The sequence below is a fragment of the Polaribacter sp. KT25b genome, assembly GCF_900105145.1.
Classification (GTDB): domain Bacteria; phylum Bacteroidota; class Bacteroidia; order Flavobacteriales; family Flavobacteriaceae; genus Polaribacter.
Map to the genome: position 1 here is coordinate 3,663,192 of NZ_LT629752.1, position 16,157 is coordinate 3,679,348.

At 29.2% G+C, this 16,157-nt stretch carries 16 protein-coding genes; 9 read left to right on the forward strand and 7 right to left on the reverse strand.

What is annotated here, in order from left to right:
- Positions 1-4: 4 nt before the first annotated feature.
- The 7 genes from BLT70_RS15870 to gdhA form a co-directional block, all read right to left on the reverse strand.
- Positions 5-844 carry a S9 family peptidase gene (locus tag BLT70_RS15870; protein ID WP_091896617.1) on the reverse strand — a complete coding sequence of 280 codons (840 nt, stop codon included), beginning with the start codon at positions 842-844 and terminating at the stop codon, positions 5-7.
- Positions 841-1,410 carry a hypothetical protein gene (locus BLT70_RS15875; protein WP_172824427.1) on the reverse strand — a complete coding sequence of 190 codons (570 nt, stop codon included), beginning with the start codon at positions 1,408-1,410 and terminating at the stop codon, positions 841-843. The genes BLT70_RS15870 and BLT70_RS15875 overlap by 4 nt, the downstream gene beginning before the upstream one ends.
- A gap of 2 nt (positions 1,411-1,412) precedes the next feature.
- Positions 1,413-2,093 (reverse strand): hypothetical protein, encoded by a 681-nt coding sequence (locus BLT70_RS15880; RefSeq protein WP_172824428.1) that lies wholly within the window; start codon positions 2,091-2,093, stop codon positions 1,413-1,415.
- Complete coding sequence (locus BLT70_RS15885; protein ID WP_091896622.1) at positions 2,090-3,367, reverse strand: hypothetical protein; 1,278 nt, start codon at positions 3,365-3,367, stop codon at positions 2,090-2,092. Before BLT70_RS15885 ends, BLT70_RS15880 begins: the two co-directional genes overlap by 4 nt.
- Positions 3,364-3,906 carry a hypothetical protein gene (locus tag BLT70_RS15890; RefSeq protein ID WP_091896625.1) on the reverse strand — a complete coding sequence of 181 codons (543 nt, stop codon included), beginning with the start codon at positions 3,904-3,906 and terminating at the stop codon, positions 3,364-3,366. Before BLT70_RS15890 ends, BLT70_RS15885 begins: the two co-directional genes overlap by 4 nt.
- Before the next feature lie 155 nt (positions 3,907-4,061).
- On the reverse strand, positions 4,062-4,682 hold the full coding sequence (locus tag BLT70_RS15895; protein ID WP_091896628.1) for a LysE family transporter: 621 nt from the start codon (positions 4,680-4,682) through the stop codon (positions 4,062-4,064).
- Positions 4,683-4,802: 120 nt separating this feature from the next.
- Positions 4,803-6,158 carry an NADP-specific glutamate dehydrogenase gene (gdhA, locus tag BLT70_RS15900; protein WP_231962750.1) on the reverse strand — a complete coding sequence of 452 codons (1,356 nt, stop codon included), beginning with the start codon at positions 6,156-6,158 and terminating at the stop codon, positions 4,803-4,805.
- Between the two features lie 192 nt (positions 6,159-6,350).
- On the opposite strand from gdhA, the gene BLT70_RS15905 reads away from it, so the two are divergent.
- The 9 genes from BLT70_RS15905 (at position 6,351) to BLT70_RS15945 (ending at position 16,135) form a co-directional block, all read left to right on the forward strand.
- Entirely contained in the window at positions 6,351-7,370 is a 1,020-nt protein-coding gene (locus BLT70_RS15905; RefSeq protein WP_091896631.1) for a phenylalanine--tRNA ligase subunit alpha, read from the forward strand.
- 117 nt (positions 7,371-7,487) lie between these two features.
- Complete coding sequence (locus tag BLT70_RS15910; protein ID WP_091896634.1) at positions 7,488-7,745, forward strand: hypothetical protein; 258 nt, start codon at positions 7,488-7,490, stop codon at positions 7,743-7,745.
- 224 nt (positions 7,746-7,969) lie between these two features.
- On the forward strand, positions 7,970-8,473 hold the full coding sequence (locus BLT70_RS15915) for a GbsR/MarR family transcriptional regulator (protein ID WP_091896637.1): 504 nt from the start codon (positions 7,970-7,972) through the stop codon (positions 8,471-8,473).
- Between the two features lie 12 nt (positions 8,474-8,485).
- A complete protein-coding gene (locus BLT70_RS15920) occupies positions 8,486-9,619 on the forward strand; it encodes an efflux RND transporter periplasmic adaptor subunit (RefSeq protein WP_091896640.1) in 1,134 nt (377 codons plus the stop codon).
- Between the two features lie 21 nt (positions 9,620-9,640).
- On the forward strand, positions 9,641-12,784 hold the full coding sequence (locus tag BLT70_RS15925) for an efflux RND transporter permease subunit (protein ID WP_091896643.1): 3,144 nt from the start codon (positions 9,641-9,643) through the stop codon (positions 12,782-12,784).
- Positions 12,785-12,788: 4 nt separating this feature from the next.
- Complete coding sequence (locus tag BLT70_RS15930; RefSeq protein ID WP_091897782.1) at positions 12,789-14,204, forward strand: efflux transporter outer membrane subunit; 1,416 nt, start codon at positions 12,789-12,791, stop codon at positions 14,202-14,204.
- Positions 14,205-14,237: 33 nt separating this feature from the next.
- The gene (locus BLT70_RS15935) at positions 14,238-15,053 is read left to right on the forward strand and encodes a universal stress protein (RefSeq protein ID WP_091896645.1); all 816 of its coding nucleotides are present in this window, start codon (positions 14,238-14,240) and stop codon (positions 15,051-15,053) included.
- A gap of 82 nt (positions 15,054-15,135) precedes the next feature.
- Complete coding sequence (locus BLT70_RS15940; protein ID WP_091896648.1) at positions 15,136-15,732, forward strand: TetR/AcrR family transcriptional regulator; 597 nt, start codon at positions 15,136-15,138, stop codon at positions 15,730-15,732.
- Positions 15,733-15,739: 7 nt separating this feature from the next.
- Positions 15,740-16,135, forward strand: a complete 396-nt coding sequence (locus BLT70_RS15945; protein WP_091896652.1) for a hypothetical protein — start codon at positions 15,740-15,742, stop codon at positions 16,133-16,135.
- Positions 16,136-16,157 lie beyond the last annotated feature (22 nt).

The window sequence follows — 16,157 nt, forward strand, 5'->3', positions numbered from 1 at the left end:
ACTATTATTTCAAAAAGTCAACACAAAAATTTACTGTAATTTCTAATTCTTTAGATAATTGTTTTTCGTTCCACGGATGTGAAGTATTAAAGACATGATTTGCATTTTCAATAATTTGATACTCAGCTTTTGGATTCCATTTATGTAAATTCTCTGCTTCGTCAATCAAAACAGAAGTATCAGCATTTCCATGAAGTATTAACTGCGAAATTTTTAAATTCTTAGTCGCTTTTTCCACATTAAAACGTTCTTTATTTTTGATGAAATCTTCATAAAACTGATAAAAATGAGGCATTTGCTGTTTTGTTCTTCCGTTTTCAACATATTTTACACCGTCATTTTTCCATTGTTCTAAATTGCCAATTTTAGCTGTTCTTTTCTCAAATTCACAAACTCCAGCAAGTGTAATTACCTTTTTTATTTTGGCATCTTCATTGGCTTTTAACAACACTATACCTCCTCCTCTACTATGTCCAATCAAAGCAATTTCCTCATTATCTGCTTCATTTTTAAAATCAGAATTTGTAGAAATCCAATCAATTACTGTTTCTAAATCATCCAATTCTTTGGTGTAATTATTATTACCAAAAGCTTCTAAATCAGGAAAATCTATTGGATTTTCAACAGTTCCTCCATTGTGCGAAAAATTAAATTTTATGAAGAAAAATCCTGCATTTGCAAAAGATTCTGCCATCATATTCCAAGCTCCCCAATCTTTAAATCCTTTGTAACCATGACAAAAAATAATTACTTTTTTAGGTTGGTGAGTTTCCTTATAAAAAACATCAACTAAAATTGGTTTGTTATGTTTCCCCTGAATGATTGTGTTTTTACTGATGTTCATATAATTGGTGTCCAGTTTAATTCCTTTTCAATTAATTTTCTATATTTAGTTCTAATCTGTATCGGTGTTTTTCTAATATATTCTTCAGCTAAAGCCTTTTTGTTTCCTTTAAATTCTCGTAAATATTCTATTCTTTTTTCTGGGGAAATTAATCTTTCATTTACTTTTTCTTCTATTTTCCATTTCTCTCCTAAATTTGTCCAAATAACTGCATCGAAATTAGTTTTATGAATCCATTCTCTAATCTTTGTTTTGAATTGAAATTTTTCTGGCATGAAATCATCTGACGTCTTATCATAATATCCAATGCTTTTTCTACCTGAACCTTCTCTTACAGCCAAATTTAAGACAGCTTCTTCTAAAACTTTATAGGTTGATAAAGTATATAAAGTTAGTACTTCTGTCCCCTCGGAAGTAATTACTAATGTTAATCTACCATCTTTTGAAATTCTAGCAAATTCTATTGGTAAAGTTGGTCCATCTTCTTTCCACCTAAACTCTTTATCAAATGCTAATTCTTTGGGTTGCCAAATTAACGACCCCCAACCTAATACTGCTATTTTCATAATTACGATTGTTCACAAATATGGTTAAACTTTGCTATAAAATTATCTCTTAAATCTTCTGTTGATATTCCTATTTCTTTAAACTTTTTCCCATCGACAATGGCTTTTCTATACTCTTCAAGTAGTTGTTCTAATTTTTCTTGAAAATTATTTCTATAGATTATGTAATTACCATCATCATATTTATAACACTTTTTAGTATCCTCCGTATCAACCCTTATAATCCAATTACCTTTTGTTTGGGTTTCGTGTAGTAATCCACAACGAACATTTGAATAAAAATCTCTTCCTTCTAAATCGTGAAATTCATCCTTAAATTTATCGAAAAATGAAATAAAAATCTGTCTACTATTAACTTTATTATTATAACTAGCAACTTTCCCTTCTTTGTCTTTCCACACGAGGTTTCTTCCTTCTAAGTAAAACAACCATCCATTAATAAAACATTCAAAAGTTTCTATCAAAGAACATTGGAGGTTTAACATCGTAAAACCTTCACCTTCATTTATATTTAGTTTTTGTATTGCGTGTATGGGGTCTAAATAGCGTGTTTTTATCCGTTCTTCAAAAAAATGTACTGCTAAACCCCATAGTTTATTATTTGGTGTTTCTAGTTTTTCTTTTATATCTTTCCAGTCATTGACGGTTAAATTTCCTGCAATTTTTATCTCTTCTTTTTTCATTTTAATATTTCCTCTAGATTATTATCTTCAATAAAAGGATTGATTAACTCCCAAATAATATCTTCATTCTCTTCTTTATCTTTCATATAAAAAGGAAGATTTGTAAGTGTTTTTTTATGATCGTTTTTTTCTAAAGAAAAATCTTTCCATTTCATTTTACATATTCCTATTTTAATTTTATCCCAGATAATTCCTTGGTTATTAATTAAGCCTGTGTAATCACAATCACTAATATAAAAGAGAATGAATTTCATAAAGAAAGTAATATCTTGCCATGGTAGTGATTTGTTTTGGCTTAACTCATAAGAATAGAAAACTTGAGGTTCTGTTAAATCAAAAATATCAATGTTTTTATATCCAAACCTTTCAATTAAATTACTTGACCATTGTACTCCGGTGTTTTTACTTAAATAATCCCAATTAATAATATCCTTATATTTATCAATTAGTTCTACACTCCAAGAAAAACCTTCATTACGTGACAAATTATTTATATTAATTTGTTTTTCATATTTAATTAAAAAAGATTTAGACCATGGTAATCTACTATTAAAAGAAAGGTTAATCCAATCTAGTTTGTCATTATGTTTTTCAATAAAAGATTCTGTCCAATTTACTTTAGAATTAGAACACAACTCTTTCCAATTTAATTTACTTTTATATTTCTCTATAAAGTTTTCGTTCCAAGGTAATGTCTCGTTATTAGATAAATAATACCAATCCCATAAAAAAAAATTCTTTTCTAATATTCTATTGTAGTCTAAGTTAGAAAAATTAAAGTAACGTGATAGCTTTTTCCAAACTTTCCAATCAAGTTTATTTCTATGCTTCTCTATAAAGGTTTCATTCCAACTAGGTAATGTTAAATTATAATATAAGTCATTCCAGTTCCATAAAAAACCTTCCCTTTCTAATACTTCATCAATATCTAAGTTAGAAAAGTTAAAATTACTAGATAACATTTCCCAATTTAACTCATTTTTATACTTTTCAATTATCTCAATACTAATTTTAGGATTACTTGACAAACCAGGTCTTTCGGAATCTTGATGATTACTCCAATCTAACAAGTCAAAATAAAGTTTATCTTCATATTCTTTTACAAATTCTAACGACCATAATATATTTTGATTATTGCTAATAAACTTCCAATTTACCTTTTCTTTTACTTTTTGTAAATTCTGTAAATTGAAGTAATAATATTTAGATATTAAATTAATAAAAAACTCTTTTTCTTCTTTAATTAAGTCATATAAAAAATCTTCGTTATTCATTTTCTCTTTATTTCTATTAATTTAACTCCTTCAATTTTAAACAATTCTCTATTATCTACATTTCCATCAGGTTGGGTAAGAATGCGTTTGTTGGTTTTATCTATTTTCTGAATTCTTAGATAATCCCAAGTTTCAATATGCTCATATTTGTTTTCAGTTGGATTATACAAATAGTATTTTTCCCAAGTACTTTTTCCCGAATCTATTTGAACAGAAAAATCTATATAGCCATCTAAATTATAATCAAAAAAACGAAATACAATTTGATTAAGAGCATTTGGGTCTTCTATATTCTTAAAAACATTAACTAATTTATTTCCTTTATAAATTTTTAACTCTTTAATGCCACCATAACTTCCTAAGTTATTAGAATAACTTAATTTTTTATCCCAAGTAACGTTAAACTTAAAATTATTTACTTTAAATATTTGTGATTTATTTACTGTTTTAAAAACAATATCCTTGTCTTTTAAATCTAAAAGTTGAGCATTTAAAGAAACAGTAAAAAAGAAGAAGTAAAATAGCAATCTGTTTTTCATTCAGTAATTTCTTAGCAATCATAAAATTAACGAATTATTTTTTCTTTTATTACAGTTTACCATTTTAATCGGTTTATTATTTATACCTTGTTCAATTACAGGTTTTTTCCTTGTTTTACTTCGATAATCCTATTTTTTACTATTTTCATTTCTTCTTAAAAAATTAGTTTTATTACTGATAAAACAGCAACAAATGCGGTTAAAATTGATAAAATTATATTGATGTCCTTTGTTAATTTCCCTGTCTTTTTCTGAATAAAATTTGCAAATTTTCCATATAAATAAAGGATGTAAAATGTACCAATTGTAGATCCTAAAATAAAAAATAAAACGGGAATTACATCAAAATTAAATAAATTAAAAGCATCTAAAGTTGCCACAATTCCAAAATAAAAAGGAATCGAAAACATATTTAAAGCAGACAAAGTAATTCCTGCTAAAAAAGCATTTTCTCTTTTTACATCAGTTGTTTCAATTTTGATTTTACTTTTTTTAGACTCAGAATAAAAATAATACGATAAAAAGAAAAAAATTACAATTCCTACTTTCTCTAACGTTTCTATAATTGATGGATTTTCTACAATCTGTTTCGTTAAAAAAACAGCGACATAAGCTTGCGGAAGTACAACAAGCGAAACCCCAATTACATATTTATTTAGTTCTTTTTTACCATTCTCTAAAGTGATTTTTAGTGCTGTCATGTTTAACATACTTGGTGTGATGGAGCCTAAAAAGGAAAAAATTAATCCGAAGAAAAAATGTGAAACTAAAATCATTACGTAAAATTGATTGGTCGTATATTTTTTTTTAAAATTAACGCTATTTATTCATCTAAATAAAAAAAACGCATCAAATAAATTTGATGCGTTTTTAGATTTAAATTTACTACTGAATCTTTATACAACTCCTTGCGCTAACATTGCGTCTGCTACTTTAACAAAACCTGCAATATTTGCACCTTTAATATAGTCTATAGAACCATCTTCATTTTCTCCATACTCTACACAAGAATCATGAATGTTTTCCATAATTACTTTTAATTTATCATCCACCTCTTTACGAGTCCAACTTAAACGTAGTGAATTCTGACTCATTTCTAAACCAGATGTTGCTACACCACCAGCATTTGAAGCTTTTCCTGGAGCAAATAAAATTTTAGCTTTTTGAAATTCGTGAATTGCTTCTGGAGTTGAAGGCATATTTGCACCTTCAGAAACACAAACACATCCATTTTTAATCAACTCTTTTGCTTCATCACCATTTAACTCATTTTGAGTTGCACATGGTAAAGCAATATCACATTTAACAGACCAAGGTCTTTGCCCTGCAACATATGTAGCACTTGGATATTTATCTAAATACTCACTAATTCTTCCACGTTTTTCGTTTTTAATAAACATAACGTGTTTTAGTTTTTCTAAATCTATACCTGTTTCATCTAAAATATAACCAGCAGAATCAGATAAAGTTAAAACTGTTGCCCCTAATTCTATTGCTTTTTCTGCAGCATATTGAGCAACATTTCCAGATCCTGAAATAACTACTTTTTTACCTTTAAAAGAATTGCCTTTTCTGGTTAACATATTTTGTGCAAAATAAACATTACCATAACCAGTTGCTTCTGGTCTAATCAAAGAACCACCCCAAGAGGCACCTTTACCAGTTAAAACACCTGTAAACGTGTTGTTTAATTTTTTATACATACCAAACATAAAACCAATTTCTCTTGCTCCCACTCCAATATCTCCTGCAGGAACATCTGTATTATGACCAATATGTCTATACAATTCTGTCATAAAAGAATGGCAAAAACGCATAATTTCATTGTCTGATTTTCCCTTAGGATCAAAATCAGAACCTCCTTTACCTCCACCCATAGGCAAAGTTGTTAAAGAGTTTTTAAACACTTGTTCAAAAGCTAAAAACTTTAAAATACTAGCATTTACTGTTGGATGAAAACGCAAACCACCTTTATATGGCCCAATTGCAGAATTCATTTGTATTCGATATCCTCTATTTACTTGTATTTCACCACTATCATCTACCCAAGAAACTCTAAAAGAAATTAATCTTTCTGGTTCTACCATTCTTAGTAAAATATTTTTGCCGTTATAAATATCGTTATTAACAATATAAGGAATTACAGTTTCTGCAACTTCTTGAACAGCTTGTAAAAATTCAGGCTCATGGTTATTTCTCTTTTTAACCATCTCCATAAATTCCGTAATTTTAAAATCTATATTTTCAGCCATAGTTTTTTATGAATTTTATAAAAATTTAACCCAACAAAGATAGTTAATTTCTGAATTCGTAAAATAAAATATTAATAATATTTATTTATAGTCCATAATTTCAATCGATTTCGGTAGCCTTTCTTGTTTTCTTAACAAATACAATATAAAACTCTTTAAAAAAGTTTAAATTTGCACCCAAATTTTATTTGAATGTTAGATAAAGTAAAAGAACTTATTGGCGATGTAAAATCTTTTAATGCAACTACAAAAGAAGAAGTTGAAAATTTTAGAATTAAATACCTAGGTTCTAAAGGTTTATTAAAAGATTTATTTGCAGAATTTAAAAATGTAGATGTAGAATTACGTAAGGATTTTGGTAAAGCACTAAACAATTTAAAAAGTTCTGCAGAAGGCAAAGTTGCAGAATTAACAGATGCTTTAGAGAATTCTACTAACGAAAAATCTTTTTATGGAGATTTAACACGCCCATCAGAACCTATTGAGTTAGGTTCTCGTCATCCAATTTCATTGGTAAGAAATCAAATTATTGAAGTTTTTAACAGAATTGGTTTCACAGTTTCTGAAGGACCAGAAATTGAAGATGATTGGCATAATTTTACTGCTTTAAATTTACCAGAATATCATCCTGCAAGAGACATGCAAGACACGTTTTTTATAGAGCAAGATCCAGATATTTTATTAAGAACACATACTTCTTCTGTACAAGTACGTTATATGGAAGAAAATCAACCTCCTATTAGAACAATTTCTCCAGGAAGAGTTTTTAGAAATGAAGATATTTCTGCAAGAGCGCATTGTATTTTTCATCAAGTTGAAGGTTTATATATTGATACTGATGTTTCTTTTGCTGATTTAAAACAAACACTTTTATACTTTACAAAAGAAATGTTTGGGAAATCTAAGATTCGTTTACGCCCTTCTTATTTCCCGTTTACAGAGCCAAGTGCAGAAGTAGATATTTATTGGGGATTAGAAACAGAAACCGATTATAGAATTACAAAAGGTACTGGTTGGTTAGAAATTATGGGTTGCGGAATGGTAGATCCTAATGTGTTGAAAAATGCAAACATTGATCCTACTAAATATTCTGGTTATGCTTTTGGAATGGGAATAGAACGTATTGCAATGTTGTTATATCAGATTCCTGATATTAGAATGTTTTACGAAAATGATAAACGTTTCTTAGAGCAATTTAAATCGGTAATATAGGCCCATCCCAATCTTCCCAAAGGGAAGGAGTTAGCAAGTTTGTGAAATCTTTAGTTTAAAAATTTCTCAAAAAAGTGATGACATCAAACAGTATTTTTAACTAAATAAATTTATAAAATGAATTACTTTTCGCAATATTGGGATGAAAATAGAGATGATGAATATGCAGATTGGGGTTTCTCAACTTGGTATTTTGAAACAAATAATGCTGATGAAGTTTTAAAACAAATTACGGTTTATAAAAACGGAAAAGTTACTAAATATAACGAAGACAATCTAGAAGATGAGTTTGGTGGTTTATGCGATGGCACTTTAACCATTGATGAATGTGATGGTGAAGAAATGACTAAAGAAGAATTTTATAAAATTTGGTAATTATTAAAATGAATATTTTTTCAGAACAAATCACAACAACCTGAATTAAAAATAGTTAACACTATTTTCATATATTTTAAAGCCGATATTTCTATCGGCTTTTTTCTTTAACAATAAATTAACTTCGTTTAGTTCGGTTTGTTCCGAACTAATGATATATATTTGCAATGAATTTTACTGGTATTAATTATTTGATTTTTTAAAACAGTAACAAAATAATCAAAATGAAACAAGAAATCTGTAAAGTAAAAATGGGTTTAGTAGAAAAACTAGGAGTGCATTTAGAAAATAGAGAACACTTAGCCCCTGTTGCTGCTCGTATTTTATCCTACATAATTCTTACAGGAAAAAAGGGAGCTACTTTTGAAGATATGGTAACTATTCTTTGCGCAAGTAAAAGTACAATATCTACACATCTTAATCATTTACAAGATTTAAAAAAGATTATGTATTTCACTAAAACTGGAGATCGTAAAAAATATTTTATCATCAATAAGGACATGATTCTGCAACATATTGAAAACTTGATAAATGAATGGAAAGAAGTAAGTGAGCTACATTTAGAAATTAAAAACTATAAAGAATTACAGAACAATTTAAAGATTGAAAAAGAAGAAGAAAAATTCAATTTAAATTTCCATAACGATTACATAAAATTTCTAGATGGAGCGACTGCGTCTATAGAAGAACTAAGAACTAAATTAACCAATAATAAATTAGATATTTAAACCACCACAAAAATGAAACACCATAAATTACTAACATTAGTAACACTAAGTATATTTTTAGTTGCTGTAAGTTGTACAAACAATGAAAAACAAAAAACGGCAGCAGTACAAGGACTAGCACCTTCTTTTCCGGTAGTAAACTTGCAAACAAAAACAGTTACAGGGTTTACAGATTACCCAGCAACGATTGAAGGCATTGTAAACAGTGATGTAAGAGCTAAAACATCTGGGTATATTGAAAAAGTATACGTAGACGAAGGAGCAAAAGTAAGAAAAGGACAAGCATTATTTAAATTAGAAACACAATCTTTAAGCCAAGATGCAGATGCAGCAAAAGCGCTTGTTAATGTAGCACAGGTTGAAGTTAATAAACTGATTCCACTTGTAGAAAAAAACATTATTAGTCCTGTACAATTAGAAACAGCAAAAGCAAATTTAGAACAAGCAAAAGCAAACTATAGCAGTGTTTCTGCAAATATTGGTTATGCAACAATTAAAAGCCCTATAGATGGTTATGTTGGTGCTATCAATTTTAGAGAAGGTGCTTTAATTAGCCCAAGTGATGCAACACCTTTAACAACTGTTAGTGAAATTGACCAAGTATATGCTTTTTTTAGTTTTAATGAAGCACAATATATAGATCACTTACAAAGATCAGAAGGTCAGAATAAAGCTGAGAGAATTAAAAACTCTCCAGATTTAACTTTGATTTTAGCTAACGGAAAAGAATATTCAGAAAAAGGACGTATTCAAACAAGTACAGGACAAATTAATCAAAGCACAGGAACCATTACAATTAGAGCTGCTTTTAACAATCCAAATGAAATTTTAACCAATGGAAACAGTGGTAAAATTAGATTTCCTATAGAATATAAAGACGCCATAGTTGTACCTCAAACTGCAACTTTTGAGCAACAAGGAAATATTATGATTTTTAAACTTTCAGCAGATAATAAAATTGCTACTTCTATTATTAAAGTAAAAGGAACTGTGGGTAACTTATATGTTGTAGAATCTGGAGTAGATGTAAAAGATCAAATAGTAGTTTCTGGAGTTGGTAAATTAAGAAATGGAATGGCAATTTCACCACAAGTAACTCCTTTTGATGAAGCTATTAAACCAATCGCAACTTTATTTAAAAACTAGTAATTATAAACTTATTAAGTTATGTTAAAAACATTTATTGAAAGACCCGTTCTTTCAACAGTAATCTCTATTATCATAGTTCTGCTTGGTATTATAAGTATTACTAGCTTACCAATAGAAGAGTATCCAGATATTGCACCACCAACTATTAAAGTTACTGCAAATTATACAGGAGCAAATGCAGAAACCGTTTTAGAGAGTGTAATAATACCAATAGAAGAACAAATTAATGGTGTAGAAGGTATGACATATATTACCTCTACTGCATCTAATACAGGAGCAGCCGAAATTACAGTATATTTTGATCAGAAAATTGATGCAGATATCGCAGCTGTAAACGTACAAAACCGTGTTGCAAGAGCAACGCCTTTATTACCATCAGAAGTTACCCAAACAGGTATTATAACGCAAAAGCAAGAAACGAGTGCGTTAATGTTTATTTCCATGTATTCGGAAAGTGATGATTATGATGCTACTTTTATTCAGAATTACTTAAAAATTAACGTAATTCCGGCGATGCAACGTATTAGTGGTGTGGGAGACGTAAGCGTATTTTCACAACAAGATTATGCAATGCGTATTTGGTTAAACCCAGAGAAACTAGCTTCTTATGGTTTAATTCCTTCGGATATTTCTGCTGCATTAGCAGAACAAAATTTAGAAGCAGCAGCCGGATCTTTAGGGCAAAATAACGGAGAATCATTTTCATATACATTAACTTATAGCGGACGTTTTAAAGACGAAGCGCAATACAGCAATATTGTAATTAAAGCTTTAGGAAACGGACAATTTTTACGTTTGAAAGATGTAGCAACTATTGAATTAGATGCACAATCTTACGCTTCTAACGCAATGAGTAAAGGGAATCCTGCTGTATTTATGGGGATTTTCCAAACCAAAGGATCTAATGCCCAAGAAATTATTGAAAATATAAAAATAACTTTAGAACAAGTAAAAGCAGATCTTCCAGAAGGTTTAGATGTTTTTGTTCCTTATGATACAAGTTTATTTTTAAATGCATCTATAGAAAAAGTAATTAGTACTTTATTAGAAGCCTTTTTACTAGTATTCTTAGTAGTATTTATTTTCTTACAAGATTTTAGATCTACATTAATTCCTGCAATTGCAGTTCCAGTTTCAATAATTGGTACTTTCTTTTTCTTAAATGTCTTCGGATATTCAATTAACTTACTAACACTATTTGCCTTAGTACTAGCAATTGGTATTGTGGTAGATGATGCAATTGTAGTTGTAGAAGCCGTTCATGCCAAGTTAGATGAAGGCGAAAAGAGCGCGAAAAAAGCAACACTAACTGCAATGAATGAGATTTCTGGAGCTATTATTTCAATTACTTTAGTAATGGCTGCAGTATTTATTCCGGTAACATTTGTAACTGGACCAACAGGTGTATTTTACGAGCAATTTGGTGTAACATTAATTATTGCTATTTTAATTTCTGCAGTAAATGCCTTAACATTAAGTCCTGCATTATGTGCTTTATTGTTAAAACCACATAAAGAAGATGAAGAAATAAAAGGAAAAAGTCCTTTAAAACGTTTTTATACACTTTTTAATAGAGGATTTAACGCAACCATCGATAGATATGGTAAATCATTACAATTTTTATATAAGAGAAAATTTGTTTCTGGTTTATTATTAATCATTGCAATAATCGGAATTTTTTGGGCAGCAAAAACAACACCAACAGGATTTGTACCTAATGAAGATAGAGGAATTGTTTTTGCAAATATAGAATTACCACCAGGAGCTTCTTTAGATAGAACAGATGCAGTAGCAAGAAAACTATATGATAAAATAGAAGGTATTGAAGGTATTGTCGCTGTTAACTTTATTAAAGGTAGAAGTTTAATAAGTGGAGCTGGTAGTAACTTTGGTTTTGGTATAATTAAACTAGAAGATTGGGCAGATCGTACAGATCCTGCGCTGTCTGCACAAGCTATAACTGGAAAATTATTTGGTGTAGCAGCGAGTATTCCAGATGCCAACATCATTTTCTTTTCTCCGCCAAGTATTCGTGGTTTTGGTAATTCATCAGGATTTGAAATTAATTTATTAGATAAGTTTGGTGGCGAATTTGCAGATCTTGACAAAGCAAATAAAGATTTCTCTATGGCTTTAATGAGTCATCCAGAAATTAAATATGCACAGTCATCATTTAGTACAAGCTATCCACAATATGAAATGGAAGTTAACGTGCCTCTAGCAAAAGAAAAAGGAGTTTCTGTAACTAGTATATTCTCTACATTACAAGGTTATATTGGTGGAGTTTATGCTTCGGATTTCTCTAGATTTGGTAAACAATTTAGAGTATATATTCAAGCATTACCAGAAGATAGAGCAGACGAAAACGCATTAAATAGCATGTATGTAAGAACAGATTCTGGCGAAATGACACCAATTACACAGTTTGTAACACTTAAAAGAGTGTATGGGCCACAATCGGTAACACGCTTTAACTTATTTAATTCTACCATGATTTCTGGTGCAACCAATGAAGGTTTTAGTACAGGAGATGCTATTAGAGTTATTGAAGAAGAAGTTGCAAAATTACCAAGCAATTATACAGTTGCATATTCTGGTTTAACTCGTGAAGAAGTAAATGCAGGAAACCAAACTACTTTTATATTTATATTAAGTATCCTATTTGTGTATTTCTTATTAAGTGCTCAATATGAAAGTTATTTATTACCATTTGCAGTAGTTTTATCTTTACCATTTGGGGTATTTGGAGCTTATATAAGTACGAAGTTTTTAGGCTTAGAAAACAACATTTATTTCCAAATTGCTTTAATAATGCTTATTGGGTTATTGGCTAAAAACGCCATCCTTATAGTTGAATTTGCTTTACAAAGAAGAAAGAATGGAGAGAGCATTGTAGATGCTGCAATTCATGGAGCAAAATCACGTTTACGTCCAATCTTAATGACTTCTTTTGCTTTTATTTTAGGATTAATGCCATTAGCATTGGCAAAAGGTGTTGGATCTGAAGGAAACAATTCTATTGGTTCTGGAGCTGCAGGAGGAATGCTAATAGGAACTATTTTAGGAGTATTTGTAATTCCTATTTTATTTATATTATTTCAATGGTTACAAGAAAAAGTATCTAGTAAACCAGCTGTTATTTCTCAACAAAATGAAGATTAATTATATGAAATCAAGACTAAAAAATACTAGCCTTCAAAAAGGACTAGTTATAGCAATAATGGCTTTTACATTACAAAGTTGTTTTGTTGCCAAAGATTATACAAGGCCAGAAGTTACAGAAACAGAAAACTTGTATAGAACAGATAATTTGCCATCAGATAGTATTTCTATGGCAAATATATCTTGGAAAAATTTATTTACAGACACGTATTTAAATCAGTATATTGAAGAAGGACTTCAAAATAATATGGATGTTCGTATTGCAATTCAGCAAATGGTAGCTGCAGAAGCATACGCAAAACAAGGTAAAGCTGGTTATTTACCATCAGTTAGTGTAGGAGCCAATGCTACACATCAAGAATTGTCAAAAAATGGTCAATTCGGATCGATATTTGGCGGAGGAATAGATCAATACGATGTTACTGCTAATCTTTCTTGGGAAGCAGATATTTGGGGTAAAATTAGAAGTAACAAACGTGCTTCTGCTGCCAGTTATTTGCAAAGTGTAGCTGCACATAAAGCGGTAAAAACACAATTAATTGCTAGTATTGCTACTACTTATTATCAGCTTTTAGCTTTAGATTCTCAATTAGAAATCACCAAAAAAACAATTGAATCTCGTAAAAACGGTGTAGAAACTATCAAAGCTTTAAAAGATGCAGGATTAACAAATCAGGTTGCTGTAGATCAAAACATTGCACAATACAACAGCACAAGAGCATTACAAGTAGATATTGAAACTGCTATTTTTAAAACTGAAAATACATTGAGTATCTTATTAGGAAAAAGTTCTCAAAAATTTGAAAGAAGTCACTTAACAAATCAGATAATAGAAACCGAATTAAAATTAGGCGTTCCATCAACTTTATTAAGTAACAGACCAGATGTTATGGCTGCAGAATATAATTTAATTCAGTCTTTTGAATTATCAAATGTAGCTAGAAGTAATTTTTATCCATCATTAAAATTAACGGCTTCTGGAGGTTTTCAAAGTTTAAATCTAGATAATTTAATTGATACAAATTCTTTATTTGCTACAATTCTAGGTGGTTTAACACAACCTATTTTTAATAAGCGTAGTTTAAAAACACAAAGAGAAGTTGCTTTGGCTCAACAAGAACAATCTTTACTTCAGTTTAAAAAAGCATTATTAGTTGCAGGAAACGAAGTATCGAATGCTTTATTTACATATACATCAGAAACTAAAAAATTCGAATTTAGAAAAAATGAAGTTGAAGCGTTACGTAAAGCTGAGCAAAATTCTGAGGAATTACTTAAAAATGGTTATGCAACTTATTTAGACTTGTTAACTGCTAGACAAAGTGCTTTAAGTGCAGAACTTAGTGTTATAGATTCTAAACTACAACAGTTAGTTTCTATTGTAGATTTATACGAAGCTCTTGGTGGCGGATGGCAGTAATTTAATTTAACGAATACTAAATCAATTTAAATTATGAGTACTCTTTTAGTTGCAACAAATTTTTCTAAAGCATCAAAAAATGCAGTATTATATTCGGCTTCAATAGCACAATTATTTAATACAAAACTTGTTATTTTTAATGCTTATAAACTTCCAGTTCATGCTTCAAACACATTATTATCGGCAGTTTCTATTGATGGTTTAATTGAAAAAGAGAGGAATAAATTAAAAGAAACTGCTCTAGATATCTCTAAAAAATTTAATATTGATGTAGAAGTTATCTGTAAATATGTAAATCTAGAACAAGAAATAGATCGTTTAATGAAATTGTATGATTCCCCGTTTTTAGTAATGGGAATGTCTTCTAAATCAATGGAACAAAATCTATTAGGAAACCCAACGACTACTTTAATTAGTATGAAAAAATTTCCGGTGTTGGCGATTCCTGTAAACGCAAAATTTAACGGAATTCAAAAAATTCTTTTTGCTTGCGATTTAATGCGAGATATTCCATTAAAAACATTGGCAAGATTAAGAAGAGTTGCAACTAAATTAAAGGCAGAAATTACAGTGTTTTATGTTGATCAAAAAATAGATGAACTAAAATTAAATACACAGTGTCTTGAAAATATTAATCAAGAATTAGAAGGAGTTGCGTATTTATATAAAAATATTTCATCGAACACGGTTATTGAAGAAATAGAAAAAGAAATTAAAAAATCTGATTCTGAATTGTTAGTAATGGTTCCTAAAAAATATGGCTTTTGGGAATCGATAATTCATAAAAGTAAAACCAGAGTAATGGCTTCTGGAATGAATATTCCGTTATTATCAATCCCAATTGAATAATTTATAGTGTGTATTATTCATTTATTTGATGTTTAATTTTTAGAATAATGTTTAAATAATACACTTTTTAGAACAACCCATAATGATTGATAAACAACAACTTTTAGAGTGTTCTATTACAAATTTTATCAAGTTTGGAAGCAAACGTTTTTCTATGAACGAACTTGCTTCTGAACTTGGTATTTCTAAAAAAACCATTTACAAACACTTTAAAACCAAAGACGAATTGGTTTCTAAGGGCGTTCGTTTACTTATTGACAAATATCTGCACGAAGTGGATAAAATCAAAAAAAACAGTGAAGATCCGCTTCAAAAAATCATCTTAATTCAAGAAACCAGTTTTCAATATTTAAATTATTTAAAACCTTCTTTTTTATTCGGAATTAAAAAATATTACAGCAATGCGGATGATGTTTTTACAAATTTTAAAGACAACTTTATAAAAAGTAACTTACAACCTTTGCTTGAAGAGGCTATAGAAAAAGAGTATCTTCGCAAAAATTTAAATTCAGATTTGTTTTGCGATTTGTATTTTACAAGAGTACAAAATCTGATTTTTGATCCAAAAAATCTTTTTGAAATTTATAGTGAAAAAGTAGTTTTCGAACACTTAATTGTAAATAGTTTAAGAGGTTTTATTACACCAAATTATAAAGACACAAACAAGTTGTTTGCTTGATTATTTTATGAAAAAAGACATTAAAATACCCGAAGTTACAGATGTAGAAATTGCCATTGTTTATGAATACAATGACCTTTATAAAACTGATGATTGGAATGTGTATATTATCAACAATAAAAATGTTGATTTAGAAATGGTCGTAATTGTTACTCAGGGTTTTTCTGACAAAAAAATCACTTCTTTATTCCGTAAAAAAATTAATGTTTTACCAGCAAATTCTTATGCTAAAATTGAATTAATTCAACCCGAATTATTCAAATTAAACAACCGTTTTCAAGTTACCTTTTTTGAAGGAAACACCTTGTTCGAAAAAACATTCATCTTAAAAGAAAACACCATTAAAGAAGGTGCTTTACGAATGATTACTGAGCTTAAAAAACGTGGTATTTTGGCGGAATAATCATTGCGTAAACCATGGTCAT

What these genes read in the sequence shown, in the direction of transcription:
- BLT70_RS15870 (WP_091896617.1), bottom strand. Translation starts at nt 844, where the DNA reads ATGAACATCAGTAAAAACACAATCATTCAGGGGAAACATAACAAACCA.
- BLT70_RS15875 (WP_172824427.1), bottom strand. Translation starts at nt 1,410, where the DNA reads ATGAAAATAGCAGTATTAGGTTGGGGGTCGTTAATTTGGCAACCCAAA.
- BLT70_RS15880 (WP_172824428.1), bottom strand. Translation starts at nt 2,093, where the DNA reads ATGAAAAAAGAAGAGATAAAAATTGCAGGAAATTTAACCGTCAATGAC.
- BLT70_RS15885 (WP_091896622.1), bottom strand. Translation starts at nt 3,367, where the DNA reads ATGAATAACGAAGATTTTTTATATGACTTAATTAAAGAAGAAAAAGAG.
- BLT70_RS15890 (WP_091896625.1), bottom strand. Translation starts at nt 3,906, where the DNA reads ATGAAAAACAGATTGCTATTTTACTTCTTCTTTTTTACTGTTTCTTTA.
- BLT70_RS15895 (WP_091896628.1), bottom strand. Translation starts at nt 4,682, where the DNA reads ATGATTTTAGTTTCACATTTTTTCTTCGGATTAATTTTTTCCTTTTTA.
- gdhA (WP_231962750.1), bottom strand. Translation starts at nt 6,158, where the DNA reads ATGGCTGAAAATATAGATTTTAAAATTACGGAATTTATGGAGATGGTT.
- BLT70_RS15905 (WP_091896631.1), top strand. Translation starts at nt 6,351, where the DNA reads ATGTTAGATAAAGTAAAAGAACTTATTGGCGATGTAAAATCTTTTAAT.
- BLT70_RS15910 (WP_091896634.1), top strand. Translation starts at nt 7,488, where the DNA reads ATGAATTACTTTTCGCAATATTGGGATGAAAATAGAGATGATGAATAT.
- BLT70_RS15915 (WP_091896637.1), top strand. Translation starts at nt 7,970, where the DNA reads ATGAAACAAGAAATCTGTAAAGTAAAAATGGGTTTAGTAGAAAAACTA.
- BLT70_RS15920 (WP_091896640.1), top strand. Translation starts at nt 8,486, where the DNA reads ATGAAACACCATAAATTACTAACATTAGTAACACTAAGTATATTTTTA.
- BLT70_RS15925 (WP_091896643.1), top strand. Translation starts at nt 9,641, where the DNA reads ATGTTAAAAACATTTATTGAAAGACCCGTTCTTTCAACAGTAATCTCT.
- BLT70_RS15930 (WP_091897782.1), top strand. Translation starts at nt 12,789, where the DNA reads ATGAAATCAAGACTAAAAAATACTAGCCTTCAAAAAGGACTAGTTATA.
- BLT70_RS15935 (WP_091896645.1), top strand. Translation starts at nt 14,238, where the DNA reads ATGAGTACTCTTTTAGTTGCAACAAATTTTTCTAAAGCATCAAAAAAT.
- BLT70_RS15940 (WP_091896648.1), top strand. Translation starts at nt 15,136, where the DNA reads ATGATTGATAAACAACAACTTTTAGAGTGTTCTATTACAAATTTTATC.
- BLT70_RS15945 (WP_091896652.1), top strand. Translation starts at nt 15,740, where the DNA reads ATGAAAAAAGACATTAAAATACCCGAAGTTACAGATGTAGAAATTGCC.